This is a genomic window from Citrobacter sp. Cf087 (genome assembly GCF_030334285.1).
GTDB lineage: Bacteria > Pseudomonadota > Gammaproteobacteria > Enterobacterales > Enterobacteriaceae > Citrobacter > Citrobacter freundii.
Genome location: NZ_JAOWED010000029.1, coordinates 48,760 through 62,421, shown reverse-complemented (window position 1 = coordinate 62,421; position 13,662 = coordinate 48,760). Strand labels below are relative to the sequence as shown.

The following is a 13,662-nucleotide window of genomic DNA, read 5'->3' as shown; positions in this document are numbered from 1 at the left end:
TTGTTGCCCCTTTTTTTCTGGTATGCCATGCAGCAATACTTAACGCAAGCGAATGTGTTCGGCAATGATTCATAATGTTGAGAACTGGGTTACGCTTTCGCAACATTTTCATTCGAAAATCGCGTGAGAGATAACAATTCGGGAACATTCCCCTAAAGGGAAATTAATAAGGCACTACACTATGGCTATCAGGAAACGAGATAGAGTTATGCGTCGGTTTGCCTCTTTGTTGCTGGTTATGTTTTTAAGCGCCTGTAGCGTGCTACAGGGAACGCCGCAACCCGCACCGCCCGTTGCCGACCACCCGCAGGAGATCCGCCGTGACCAGAGTAATGGGTTACAGCGATTAGGGACGGTTAGCGCGCTGGTAAGAGGCTCTCCGGATGATGCGCTGGCAGAGATCCGTGCCAAAGCCGTCGCGGCTAAAGCTGATTACTACGTGGTTTTATTAGTAGATGAAACCATCGTGACAGGCCAATGGTATTCACAGGCAATTTTGTATCGTAAATAACATTGGGTTGAAATTTAGTCAGCTTTACATTGCTTTGCGCCTCTATGCGTTTACCTGTGCACAATAAACCAACAGCAGGAAGCTTGAGGTTTATTATCGCGATGGAATGCCCTGCCGTGTGTAGGGGTACGAATAATGGAGCTGACGATGAAACAATCTCTTGCCTTATCCTCACTGCTGCTTTCTGCCGGACTGGCAGGCACTACGGCGCAGTCTGCCGAATTCGCCAGTGCTGACTGCGTTACTGGCCTGAACGAAATTGGCCTGATCTCTGTCAGTAACATTGCAGGGAATCCGCAGGATGTAGAACGTGTAATCGCGTTAAAAGCGGATGAACAAGGTGCCTCATGGTATCGGATCATTCAGATGTACGAAGACCAGCAGCCCGACAACTGGCGCGTACAGGCCATACTTTATGCGTAACAGATTGCCGGATGGCGTAAACTTATCTGACCTGGACTGAGCGTAGGCATGATAAGACGCACCCGCGTCGCCATCAGGCAAGTTATTACCGTAACCCCCCCGTTGCCCGCAGGAGCAAATCGTTCAGCACCTGTTCAGACAATCGTAGTCCACCCCGCGTATCAAGCATCATTTGGCACCAGGCCTGCGCCACTGGCGGAGAAGAATAACGCAACATCTGCGCCCCGCAACCGAGCAGGAAAAGCTGCTGCGTAATCTCTCGTCCCAATGCCTCACTGGGTTTACGTAAACGCTGCTGTAGCTGACGCACCATCCGATCGTAATGTCGATCCTGCCCCTTTACCTCCGCAAAGGCTTCGCTGAGCATATCGTAGATGCCGGGTTGTTTTGTCAGTACCCGCAATACATCAAGGCACATAATGTTGCCGGAGCCTTCCCAGATACTGTTTACCGGCATCTCACGATACAGGCGCGGCAGCTCACTCTCCTCGCAATAGCCAATCCCGCCCAGCACTTCCATCGCCTCAGCCACAAACGGCATACCGACCTTGCAAACGGAGAATTTCGCTGCTGGCGTGAACAACCTGGCCCACAGCGCTTCTTTGGCATCAGCACGACGGTCCCAGGCCCGCGCCAGTCGAAACAGTAGCGCCGTTTGACCTTCCAGTTGGAGCGCCATCCGGCCTAATACCTGACGCATCATCGGCTGTTCAATCAATGGTTTGCCAAAAACTTGTCGCTGGTGCGCATGATAAATCGCGACGGAAAAAGCACGTCGCATCATGCCGTGACTGCCGAGCGCGCAGTCAAAACGCGTCATCCCGCCCATCTTCAGGATATGGCGGATACCCTCCCCTTCTTCGCCCAATAGCCAGCCAATCGCATCGTGGAATTCAACCTCGCAGCTGGCGTTGGAGCGGTTGCCTAATTTATCTTTCAGTCGTTCAAGACGGATGGCATTACGCTGCCCGTCAGGTAAAAATCGCGGTACAAAAAAGCAGGATAAGCCGCCCTTTGCCTGGGCCAGCACCAAATGGGCATCGCTTTGCGGTACGGAGAAAAACCACTTATGTCCCACCAGCCGATACGAGCCGTCGACAAGACGTTCTGCCTGAGTGGTATTGCTCAGCACATCTGAACCACCCTGTTTTTCGGTCATACCCATACCAATCAGTAGCCCGCGCTTTTGCCCTCCGGGCAGTAAATGCGAGTCATAACGATCGCTTAGCAGCGGCGTCAGCCAGTCGTTAAAGGGGGCGGGTAACATTTGAAGTAACAGCGGCGTGGCGGCAAACGTCATGGTCACCGGACACAAAGTGCCTGCTTCAGCCTGCGCATGCAGCATGAAACGCGCCGCCCGGGCAACAAATGTTCCCTGCCTCGCGTCTTCTTCCCAGGCCAGATTATGTACGCGGTTGGCGCACAATCCCTGCATCAGCAAATGCCAGGCAGGATGAAAACGCACATCATCCAGCCGCTGCCCCTGCGGGTCGTAGCGCAATAGTTCAGGTGGAAAAGCATTGGCCAGACGACCCAGTTCGAGCGACTCGGCAGTCCCTAGCTGCTGACCAATACTGGCGAGAAGATCGCTATCCCAGCCAGCGCCTTCACGGATAACCGCTTCGCACAGCGCGCCGTCGGACAAATATAAGTTACTGTTATTGAGCGGTACAGGTTGGTTAAAAACGGTATGCGTTTGCCAGTGCATTGTGTCTCCCTCCGTCAATGGCCGTCGCTTTAAGTATGGTCATAACCCCAGAATTCGCGACGGAAGGAGATCACAAAAGCACGGTTAGCCCGCAATATAATGAGGAATAAAACGAGAAGTATCTTTAGTGATCAAAGTATTATCCTCGCGGATCCCCATACCACAGGCTTCATCATCCACGCTCCAACTGCCAATCAACGTGTAGCTGTCGCCAAAGCGCGGTAATGGCTGAAATGCCTGATAGATCATCGGTTCTTCCGCGTAATCACCCTCAGCATGCTCCACTATCTGTTGCTGACCATCAAAAATGGTGACGTTACCCCCCTCTCGAGAAAATATCGGTTTGCGTACATAGCTTTCACCAACCGCAATCTGTGGCGTTTCTCCTTCGAACCAGGCAGGCAGCAGGTTGGGATGGTTGGGAAATAAACGCCACAGCAAAGGCATTAGCCCTTTATTGCTAAGCACACTCTTCCACAACGGCTCAACCCACTGTTCGCGGCGATGGCGCAGCAAGGGGCCATTCTCATCTCGCATCATCCACTCCAGGGGATAGAGCTTAAAGGCGCGACGAATGACGTTATCGTCAAGGTCTGTGAGAACGCCGCCAACGCCAAGCCCCAGATCCTCAACGTAAATAAATCGCGATTCTTGCCCGGCCTGCTGTGCGCAATCCTGTAAATACAGCACCGTGGTACGGTCTTCATCGGTATCTTCACAGCAGCAGAAATAGAAGGGATCCGGGCTATAAAGCTCAGCAAAACGGGAGATCAACCGCTCCTGAATAGCGTTGTACTGATCGGCATCGCGTGAAATCACCCCGTTGCGACGCGCATCTTCCAGCCATAACCACTGGAAATACGCTGACTCATAGAGCGACGTTGGCGTATCCGCGTTGTACTCCAGCAGCTTGACCGGCGAGTTATTTCCGCACCAGACAAAATCCATACGGCCGTACAGAGAGGGATCGCGATTGCGCCAGCTTTCGGCAATAACGTCCCAGTACAGCGGCGGGATCGCCAGTTGCTGCATAATCTGTTCGTCGTTAACTGCTCGTTCGACGACATCCAGACACATCTGGTGCAGTTCCGCAGTAGGTTTTTCGATCTGCTCTTCCACTTGTCTGAGCGTAAAGCGGTAAGCCCGACTCTCATCCCAGTAGATTTCGTTATCGATAATATGAAAATCGAAACCGTGATCGTAAGCGATCCTGTCCAAATCTTGCCGAACAGGAACATCATGTCGCAGCATCGTTAACCTCCCCAGTGCCCACGCGCGCTGGACGAACGTCCGTAGCCACCGCGTGAAACCGTCGAAACTTTCTTTGTCGTATAGCTATGGCTGGTCGCGGTATCATTTTTTCCACTACCGGAACGCCAGCTGTAATCCCCAGAAGTCGTGCGCCAGACCGGGCGCGAAGCATAAGAAGAACCGCCGCTGCTGTAGACATACTGTTCGTCGCGATTTTTACGAATGACGCGACTGAGTAAAAAACCGGTGAATACAGGCACCCAGCTTTGATCGGTGCTGTCGAGATAACAGTCGCCAAACTGGGTCTGACAGCTTTGCTTATTCATCTGCTTTGGCAGGTTGGAGTAGAACTCTGTTTTCGCATTGTTCCAGCCATCAGCACAAACGGTGGCGCTATTGCCATCGTCAATACATTCACTCACCGCTGAGTAAAAGGTACCGTCGCCATCGTTATCGGTATTGCCGTCGTCTGCACATCCTTTAAGAACAAAAAATACCGCTCCGCCCATAATGGCCAGCGTCAGGTACTTTCCGCTGTAACGACTGCGTTTTTTGGCAAAAGGATCTACCGGGCGCCCGATTCGCGTGATGGCAGAATGCCCTGGCGCCCTGTTTTTGTTTCCTGATTTACGTTTTCTTGCCATGATCGTCCATTACCATGTCATGCAGGCGGCGTTAAAAATGCCCCCCGCCAGCGCAGCAGTCCCCATAAATAATCCCGCTGCAGTATTATGATTAATAATTTTTTCACTCAGTGTCGGCATATATAAACGCACGCCACCGTAAACGATAAGTTGTATCACCAGCGCGATACCGCCCCAGGAAAAATAATCCGGAATGCTGACGGCGTTAATTGCCGCGCTGGATAACGGAATAACGTAGCCAAGTAACGTACCGCTAAAGGCCAGTGATGCTGCTGTATTATTATTTTTAATCAGTTGCCATTCGTTGTGCGGCGTGATTTTTGAGTAGATAAACAGAAAAACGATCACCATGGCTGCGCCAATAAAAAAATAGGCGCAGAAAGCCAGTAATGAATCCAGTATGTGCATTGTGTAACCTTCCCTGAAATTAACCAATTACATTAAGTGATGTTAATGGAATATCCACACCCAGCGCCCGCGAGAATACCCACTCAGGCTCTCCCAGCTCATTAAACGACTCTTCACCGTTCAACAGCAGGTATTCCCATGTATCCTCTGTAACCTGCCGCTGATAACCCATGGTAAAATTATGTACATCCCATGTGGCATGCTGATGATTTTCCACTTTTTCCAGCATATAAACCGGCTCAATGTTCCCCGGCTCTTCCTCGTTAAAAAAGCGCTGCCAGCGCTCTTCCTGCCAAGAGAGCGTTGGCGTACCTATCGCGGATGGGCTAATAGCAGACTGCCAGTTTTTTTTCTGCGAAATCCCGTAGCTTTCTGCATAAACAAAAAATTTGATATCGTCGATATCATCAATGTCTGAGCCGCCCGTGGTATTGATTTGCAGAAACTCTTCTCCGGACGTGTAGTAGCGAAAAATCTGGCTTCCGCCGCCTAAATCGATGTGGCTAATCGCGGCGACGGTGTACTCTTCGCCGGGAAATTCGATCAATAAAGCCTCTTCTAACAGGCGAAACGCCAATGTATTGAGCGTAAACCCGGCATTCAGATGTAACCCCAACGGCCCGCGAACTGGCGCAGCAACATCCGCTTTACCAAATAAGCGCTGGAAAAAACTCATCATTATTTTCCTTTAATGACCTGCCAGCCATCTTTCGAGGCCGGCGCATTTCACCGACGTTTACTCGCCTTGCTGGCGCTGCAGTCGTGCCAAAACATCCTGAGCCGAACTTTTATTGGCTGACCCAATGCCGGCTTCGGCCAGCTTCTCGTCCAGGTCACGCCCATCCGCAACCTTTTCCAGCTGCGCAGCGGCATCCAGACGGGCCTGACGCTCTGCCTGGCGCGTTTGTAAACGCTTGAGCGACTCTGCGGCTGTAGAAACGCTGGAAGACGCGCCCACGGTCGACGTGGTCACGGCCTGCTGGGCGCGCTGCATCGCTTCTGTAGCCTTTACCACCTCCAGCTGCTCGAACTGTGCAATCCGTTGAGCGGTAGCACTAACCGCTTTTTCAACGCCATCACGAGAGGCTTCAAGGTTAGTAAGCACTTGCTCTTCAGCGGTAATGACATTCTCCAGACGGGCAATTTCTTCTGCAACCTCGTTAATCAGAGACGGGTCAGCGTTTTTACTCAGAGCTTCCAGCGCTCGCGTTTCCAGACTACTTTTGCGTGCCTGCAGATCGCTCAACTTGTCATGACTCAGTTTCACGCGCGCCAGCAGGTCAACCCGCGATTTTCCGGCTTTATCCAGTTCACCCTTCGCATCACGAATATGTTGTTCCAGCATCCGCACACCCTGCGCTTCTTCAATTGACTCTTCCGCCTGAGAAAGTACGGACTTGCCGAGGGTAAACAGGCTTTTTAAAATTCCCATAAATAGCGTTCCTTGTTATTCGTGAGTGTATTCTTCAGTGATTTCAGCCAAATCCAGAGCGTTATCCGCAAGCGTCGTCATCTCCAGGACCACATCATCCAACGATGAGTTCAGGGAAAGCGCCCCAAATGCAACGTAATATTCATCATGCTGAACGCGTGAAATCCCCACGGAAGACAGAGGAAGGAGTTTCTGATTACGCAATAAGAAAACATTAAACTCATCTTGCTGATGAATACTGCTGACAGGACAAATAATGGTTTCAATAATAATCTGGCGGGATGTAAATAAAACACTGAGCGGCAAATCGCCATAATCATTCATTTTAATAATTAATGACCGCTCATTATTTTCAATATCTATATTTAATTCATGAAGAGTTTGTAGTGCTTCAGCAAGCACCTGCGGATTCCATGCCATATATTTCCCATACATTAGTCAATTAGAAATAAATATCATTTTTCAGCCTTTATCATACTTGTTTAAGATAAAAAAAAGCCATCCGAATCAGGATGGCTTTTTCCGAAAATTAAGCTTAGCTGCGTTGGCGGACTGCTTCAAACAGGCAGATGCCCGTCGCAACTGAAACGTTCAGCGACGAAACGCTACCTGCCATCGGGATACTGATCAGTTCGTCACAGTGTTCACGGGTCAGACGGCGCATACCTTCACCTTCTGCTCCCATCACCAGCGCCAGACGTCCGGTCATTTTGCTCTGGTAGAGAGTATGGTCGGCTTCGCCAGCGGTTCCGACGATCCAGATATTCTCTTCCTGCAGCATACGCATGGTGCGCGCCAGGTTGGTCACGCGGATCAGCGGTACGCTTTCTGCCGCACCGCAGGCCACTTTTTTCGCCGTAGCATTCAACTGAGCGGAACGATCCTTCGGTACGATTACAGCATGTACGCCAGCGGCATCGGCGCTACGCAGGCATGCCCCCAGGTTATGCGGGTCGGTGACGCCATCGAGGATCAAAAAGAACGGCTGATCGAGCGTAGCAATCAGATCCGGCAGATCGTTTTCCTGATACTGACGGCCCGGCTTCACACGAGCAATAATCCCCTGATGTACCGCACCCTCGCTTTTCTCATCCAGAAACTGACGGTTAGCCAGTTGAATGACAACACCCTGTGCTTCCAGTGCGTGGATCAGCGGCAGCAGGCGTTTATCTTCACGACCTTTGAGAATAAAGACGTCCTGGAAGCGCTCAGGCGCACGTTCCAGCAGAGCCTGCACCGCATGGATGCCGTAAATCATTTCACTCATGAATGTACTCGTTAATAGTTTATGCATAACGCGGGCAACACGAGATTGCCCGGCTTACTGTTTATGGCAGTTATTGTGCGACTTTCTTTTTCGCCGCACGTTTAGCTTTGGTGGCGGCAGCAATTTTAAGCGTTTTTGCCGATGGCTTTTTCGCTTTTTTGTCGCCTTTCTTCTCAGCCGCATTCTTTTCCGCCTGAGGTTTGGCTCTGCCTTTTTTCTCACCGCGGAAAGCGCTATCCGGCTCGAAATTCACCTTTTTGCCCATCTGACGACGTTTACCGGTATTTTTACCCGCATCGCTTTTTTTGGCTTTTTCGCGCGCAGTTTTACCTTCATTACGCGGCGCACGTTCGCTGGAGATCAAGCTAAAGTCGATCTTACGCTCGTCCATGTTGACTGCTTCCACGCGAACTTCCACGCGATCGCCCAGGCGATACATCTGACCGCTGGATTCCCCCGTCAGGCGCTGCCCAACCTGGTCGAAACGATAGTAGTCGTTATCCAGGGAGGAGACATGCACCAGACCGTCGATAAACAACTCATCAAGACGGACAAAGAAGCCAAATCCGGTGACGCTGGCAATCACGCCTTTGAAGACATTCCCCACCTGATCCAGCATGAAGTCGCACTTCAGCCAGTCAGAGACATCGCGTGTGGCTTCGTCAGCACGGCGCTCGGCCATCGAACAGTGCTGACCCAGTTGCAGCATCTCTTCCATCGAATAATGGTAGCCACCCGTTTCCGTGGTGTTGCCTTTATGGCCCTGCTCCTGCGCCAGCAGATACTTAATCGCCCGGTGCAAGGAGAGATCCGGGTAACGACGGATCGGTGAAGTAAAGTGTGCATAAGATTGCAGCGCCAGGCCGAAGTGACCACGGTTTTCCGGATCGTAAATCGCCTGCTTCATCGAACGCAGCAGCATGGTTTGCAGCATTTCTGCGTCAGGACGGTCAGCAATCGACTCCAGCAGTTCAGCGTAATCGCGCGGCTCAGGTTTGTTGCCACCTGGCAGCTCCAGTCCCAGCTCTGCCAGGACGGAACGGAACGAGTTAATCGCTTCGGTCGTCGGCTTATCGTGAATACGGAACAGCGCTGGCTCTTTGGCTTTCTCAACGAATCGCGCCGCTGAGATGTTCGCCATGATCATGCACTCTTCAATCAGCTTGTGCGCGTCGTTACGCTGCGTCTGCTCAATACGCTCAATACGGCGTTCAGCATTGAAGATAAACTTCGCCTCTTCACTTTCAAACGAGATACCGCCGCGCTCTTCGCGGGCTTTATCCAGCACTTTGTAGAGGTTATGCAGCTCTTCAATGTGTTTGACCAGCGGTGCGTACTGCTCACGCAGCTCCTGGTCGCCCTGCAGCATGTGCCAGACCTTGGTGTAGGTCAGACGTGCATGGGAACTCATGACCGCTTCGTAGAATTTAAAGCCGGTTAAACGGCCTTTCGACGAAATGGTCATTTCACAGACCATACACAACCTGTCCACCTGCGGGTTGAGCGAACACAATCCGTTAGACAGCACTTCCGGCAGCATCGGAACAACCTGCGACGGGAAGTAAACGGATGTGCCACGGCTGCGGGCTTCCTGGTCCAGCGGAGTCGGCGGGCGAACGTAATAGCTTACGTCGGCAATTGCCACCCATAAACGCCAGCCGCCGCCGCGTTTCTTCTCGCAGTAAACCGCATCGTCGAAGTCACGCGCATCTTCGCCATCGATAGTCACCAGCGGCAGGTCGCGCAGATCGACACGTCCTATTTTCGCCTCTTCCGGCACTTCTTCTTTCAGTCCGGCGACCTGTTTCTCAACAGCCTGCGGCCAGATATATGGGATTTCATGAGTACGCAGGGCCATATCAACGGCCATGCTGGTTCCCATGTTGTCACCCAGCACTTCAACAATTTTACCCACCGCTTTGGTGCGGCGAGTCGGACGCTGGGTCAGTTCAACGACGACCACAAACCCCATACGAGCGCCCATCACCTCTTCCGGCGGGATCAGAATATCGAAACTCAGACGGCTGTCGTCAGGGACGACAAACCCAACGCCAGCATCGGTGAAATAGCGACCGACAATTTGGCTGGTTTTTGGCACCAGTACGCGCACAATACGCGCTTCGCGACGACCTTTACGGTCCGCGCCCAGTGGCTGCGCCAGTACCTGATCGCCATGAATGCAGGTTTTCATCTGCTCGCTGGACAGGTACAGGTCATCTTTGCGGCCTTCAACGCGCAGAAAGCCGTAGCCATCACGGTGGCCAATAACGGTACCTTTCAGCAGGTCGAGACGCTCCGGCAGCGCATAGCACTGACGACGGGTGAAGACCAGTTGTCCGTCACGCTCCATCGCGCGCAGACGGCGGCGCAGTGCTTCCTGCTGCTCTTCACCTTCAATGTTGAGTTCAGCGGCCAGCTCATCGCGGTTGGCCGGTTTTTCACGTTTAGTTAAATGTTCGAGGATAAATTCCCGGCTTGGGATAGGATTCGCGTATTTTTCAGCTTCGCGTTCCTGGAAAGGATCTTGTGACATTGAGGTTCCTCCATTGTCAGCTCTGATGGAATTCCTTCGTCTTTCACGACGCCTCTTTGTTGGCTGCCTTTGCTCCCACCAGTAACTTACTTTTGTAAGCTCCTGGCGACTCGCTCAGTTGCCGCCGCGATGCGACGCGAAATACTTTGGACTTCATTATTCCACCAGCAATAATTTATAAAGCGGTTGATTCTCTTCAACCAAATCAGCAAGTGTGTAGTTGTCCAGCTCCGTGAGAAAACTTTGCACTGCCTTAGAAAGCGCCTGTTTGAGTCGACAGGCCGGGGTAATGTGGCAAAACTCGCTGCTACAGTTGACCAACGATAAGGGTTCCAGCTCGCGAACCACATCACCAATACCAATATCCTTAGCGGGTTTACCCAAGCGGATACCGCCATTTTTTCCTCGAATAGCAGTAACAAAGCCCGCCCGGCTAAGTTGATTGATTATTTTGACCATATGATTACGGGACACGCCGTAGACTTCTGTCACCTCAGAAATACTGGTCATACGTCCTTCGGGAAGTGACGCCATGTAGATTAGCGCACGTAATCCGTAATCGGTGAAACTTGTTAACTGCACATCAACCTCAGGAAAAGGGATAAAACGGATAAACCTGGTGGTATTAATTATATTGATGATAAACCAGCCACCAGCCAGGTCGCTAATTTATTTCAGTTCGGGAAGGAAAAAAGCGAGGAACTTACGTGATTTTAAGCCGGATTCTGATGCAAAGCACCTTATCCGGCTTGAGATATTGCAAGCGCAGCGCCATTCGACGCCACGCTATAACCAGAATTATGCGTCGAACGGGTCGCGCAGGATCATGGTTTCAGTACGGTCTGGGCCAGTTGAGATAATATCAATCGGCACACCGGTCAGTTCTTCAATACGCTTGATGTAGTTCAGTGCAGCCTGCGGCAGACCGCTACGTTCCTTCACGCCGAAAGTAGATTCAGACCAGCCCGGCATGGTTTCGTAAATCGGCTCGATACCTTTCCAGTCGTCTGCTGCCAGCGGAGTAGTCGTTACTTCACGGCCATCCGGCATACGGTAAGCGACACAGATTTTCACCTCTTTCAAACCGTCCAGTACGTCCAGTTTGGTCAGGCAGAAGCCAGACAGGGAGTTAATCTGTACTGCACGGCGTACAGCAACGGAGTCCAGCCAGCCGGTACGACGACGACGACCGGTGGTCGCGCCATACTCGTTACCTTGTTTGCACAGGAACTCTCCAACGTCATCAAACAGTTCAGTCGGGAACGGCCCCGCACCTACACGAGTAGAGTAAGCTTTGATGATACCCAGAACGTAGTCCACATAACGTGGGCCCAGGCCAGAGCCGGTTGCCACGCCACCTGCGGTGGTGTTGGAGGACGTTACGTACGGATAGGTACCGTGGTCGATATCCAGCAGCGTACCCTGCGCACCTTCAAACATGACGAAATCGCCACGCTTACGCGCCTGGTCCAGCAGATCGGAAACATCAACAACCATCGAGGTCAGGATGTCGGCGATAGCCATCACATCATCCAGCACTTTCTGGTAGTCAACTGCTTCAACTTTATAGAAATTCACCAGCTGGAAGTTGTGATATTCCATCACTTCTTTCAGTTTTTCAGCGAAGGTTGCTTTATCAAACAGATCGCCAACACGCAGACCGCGACGAGCTACTTTGTCTTCATAAGCCGGACCGATACCACGACCGGTAGTACCGATCGCTTTCTCGCCACGCGCTTTCTCACGAGCGTTATCCAACGCAACGTGATAATCAAGGATCAGCGGACAAGCTTCAGACAGCAGCAGGCGCTCGCGAACCGGGATACCACGATCTTCCAGTCCTTTCATTTCTTTCATCAGCGCGGACGGAGACAGAACAACACCGTTACCGATGATGCTGATGACATTCTCGCGAAGAATACCTGATGGAATAAGATGGAGGACGGTTTTTTCACCGTTGATTACGAGAGTATGGCCTGCGTTGTGACCACCCTGGTAGCGCACAACATATTTAGCCCGTTCAGTCAGAAGATCGACGATCTTCCCTTTACCTTCGTCACCCCATTGGGTGCCCAGTACGACGACGTTGTTACCCATTTTTCAAAATCACCGTTTGCTTAAAAATGGATTCTACCACCGCTTTTTCAGATATACAGCACTTTTTGCATGCGAAAATCCGCAAATTAGTCTACTTATTAATCAGCCAATCGTTTTCCTCAACATGTAGTAGACCACAACGCCCGCAACCACAAGACCTCCACCAAAACGACGCAAAATATTTTCGGGAAGTTGCGCCATTGCAGAGATCATTTTCTTCCATGCGCTGGGATAAAGCATCGGACCCAGCCCTTCCAGCACCAAAACCAGCGCGAGCGCCAGCAAAATTGTTGAATTCATCCATCGCCCTTATATAAAAAGAAAACCACCGCATCCCTAGAGATGCCGGTGGTTTTGCTGCTTTAAAACCGCAGGAACGCGATTAGCGTGTCGCGGAACTCGGTGTCTTCATGTAGCGGAAGAAATCGCTGTCCGGACTCATGACCATCACGTCCTGGTTGCCTTCGAAGCTCTTCTCGTAAGCACGCAGGCTACGGATGAAGGCGTAGAAGTCTGGATCCTGACTAAATGCATCGGCAAACAGCTTAGCGGCTTCTGCATCGCCTTCACCGCGCATGATACGGCCCTGACGCTCAGATTCTGCCAGCGTTTTAGTGACTTCATAGTCCGCCGTTGCACGCAGTTTTTCCGCCTCTTCCTGGCCTTGTGAACGATGGCGACGCGCTACCGCTTCACGCTCAGCGCGCATACGGTTGTAGATAGCCTCGGACACTTCAGCAGGCAGGTTGATTTGCTTAATACGCACGTCAACCACTTCGATGCCCAATGCCGCCATACTGTTCGGGTTGATGACCGGTACTTTACCGTTCGTTTCAGCCTGAACACGTTCAGCCGCTTCGGCAATCGCGCTATCTGCTGCCGGAGTCGCCACTTCATCTTCCGTGCCAGCAGAACCGGAGTTCAGCGCGTCACGGACTTCCAGGGTCAGACGACCGCGGGAATCGGTAACGATGTCCTTCACGTCCAGACGACCAATTTCAGAACGCAGACGGTCAGAGAACTTACGTTTCAGCAGGACTTCCGCCTGAGAAACATCGCCACCGCCCGTTGCCAGGTAGTAACGGCTAAAGTCACTGATGCGCCACTTAATGTAGGAGTCAACGATCAGATCTTTCTTCTCTTTGGTAACAAAGCGATCGGCCTGGTTGTCCATGGTCTGAATACGCGCATCGAGCATCTTCACAGATTCAATAAACGGAATCTTGAAGTGCAGGCCTGGTGCAACGACCAGCGGCTTGTTTTCATCGTCACGCAGAACTTTACCAAAGCGCAGAGTAATACCGCGCTCGCCTTCTTTGACCACAAAGACAGACATGAACAGAACTACCAGAACGATGATGATAATCGCAATAACTGACTTACGCATC

15 protein-coding genes are annotated in these 13,662 nt (G+C 51.7%); 2 read left to right on the top strand and 13 right to left on the bottom strand.

The genetic code is table 11. The features are described from left to right. The first annotated feature begins 181 nt into the window (after positions 1-181). Together bsmA and yjfN are read left to right on the top strand one after the other, a co-directional pair. The gene (gene bsmA / locus OGV57_RS11750; RefSeq protein WP_003025640.1) at positions 182-511 is read left to right on the top strand and encodes a biofilm peroxide resistance protein BsmA; all 330 of its coding nucleotides are present in this window, start codon (positions 182-184) and stop codon (positions 509-511) included. A gap of 147 nt (positions 512-658) precedes the next feature. Then, positions 659-934, top strand: a complete 276-nt coding sequence (yjfN, locus tag OGV57_RS11745; RefSeq protein ID WP_003839497.1) for a DUF1471 family protease activator YjfN — start codon at positions 659-661, stop codon at positions 932-934. A gap of 85 nt (positions 935-1,019) precedes the next feature. Here the strand turns inward: yjfN and OGV57_RS11740 are convergent, their stop codons facing one another. The 13 genes from OGV57_RS11740 to hflC all read right to left on the bottom strand — a co-directional run bounded on the left by OGV57_RS11740 (position 1,020) and on the right by hflC (position 13,661). Continuing rightward, positions 1,020-2,642, bottom strand: coding sequence for an isovaleryl-CoA dehydrogenase (locus tag OGV57_RS11740; protein ID WP_054527989.1), 1,623 nt, complete (start codon positions 2,640-2,642; stop codon positions 1,020-1,022). 84 nt (positions 2,643-2,726) lie between these two features. Continuing rightward, entirely contained in the window at positions 2,727-3,893 is a 1,167-nt protein-coding gene (locus tag OGV57_RS11735) for a glutathionylspermidine synthase family protein (RefSeq protein ID WP_054527988.1), read from the bottom strand. A 2-nt stretch (positions 3,894-3,895) separates the two neighbouring features. Next, positions 3,896-4,537, bottom strand: coding sequence for a DUF1190 domain-containing protein (locus OGV57_RS11730; protein ID WP_054527987.1), 642 nt, complete (start codon positions 4,535-4,537; stop codon positions 3,896-3,898). 9 nt (positions 4,538-4,546) lie between these two features. After that, complete coding sequence (locus OGV57_RS11725) at positions 4,547-4,945, bottom strand: DUF350 domain-containing protein (protein WP_048212886.1); 399 nt, start codon at positions 4,943-4,945, stop codon at positions 4,547-4,549. Between the two features lie 19 nt (positions 4,946-4,964). Next, entirely contained in the window at positions 4,965-5,624 is a 660-nt protein-coding gene (locus OGV57_RS11720) for a YjfK family protein (RefSeq protein WP_054527986.1), read from the bottom strand. Between the two features lie 57 nt (positions 5,625-5,681). Further along, positions 5,682-6,377 carry a PspA/IM30 family protein gene (locus OGV57_RS11715; protein WP_054527985.1) on the bottom strand — a complete coding sequence of 232 codons (696 nt, stop codon included), beginning with the start codon at positions 6,375-6,377 and terminating at the stop codon, positions 5,682-5,684. A gap of 15 nt (positions 6,378-6,392) precedes the next feature. After that, on the bottom strand, positions 6,393-6,797 hold the full coding sequence (locus OGV57_RS11710) for a YjfI family protein (protein ID WP_054527984.1): 405 nt from the start codon (positions 6,795-6,797) through the stop codon (positions 6,393-6,395). 115 nt (positions 6,798-6,912) lie between these two features. Beyond that, complete coding sequence (gene rlmB / locus OGV57_RS11705; RefSeq protein ID WP_003025615.1) at positions 6,913-7,644, bottom strand: 23S rRNA (guanosine(2251)-2'-O)-methyltransferase RlmB; 732 nt, start codon at positions 7,642-7,644, stop codon at positions 6,913-6,915. 70 nt (positions 7,645-7,714) lie between these two features. Then, entirely contained in the window at positions 7,715-10,177 is a 2,463-nt protein-coding gene (gene rnr, locus OGV57_RS11700) for a ribonuclease R (RefSeq protein WP_003025612.1), read from the bottom strand. Between the two features lie 156 nt (positions 10,178-10,333). Next, entirely contained in the window at positions 10,334-10,759 is a 426-nt protein-coding gene (gene nsrR, locus OGV57_RS11695) for a nitric oxide-sensing transcriptional repressor NsrR (RefSeq protein ID WP_003025609.1), read from the bottom strand. A gap of 216 nt (positions 10,760-10,975) precedes the next feature. Further along, positions 10,976-12,274: an adenylosuccinate synthase gene (gene purA, locus OGV57_RS11690; RefSeq protein ID WP_003025606.1), complete on the bottom strand. Its 1,299-nt coding sequence runs from the start codon at positions 12,272-12,274 to the stop codon at positions 10,976-10,978. Between the two features lie 102 nt (positions 12,275-12,376). Next, complete coding sequence (locus OGV57_RS11685; RefSeq protein WP_003025602.1) at positions 12,377-12,574, bottom strand: DUF2065 domain-containing protein; 198 nt, start codon at positions 12,572-12,574, stop codon at positions 12,377-12,379. Between the two features lie 82 nt (positions 12,575-12,656). Continuing rightward, positions 12,657-13,661, bottom strand: a complete 1,005-nt coding sequence (gene hflC / locus OGV57_RS11680) for a protease modulator HflC (RefSeq protein ID WP_003025595.1) — start codon at positions 13,659-13,661, stop codon at positions 12,657-12,659. Position 13,662: the final 1 nt, after the last annotated feature.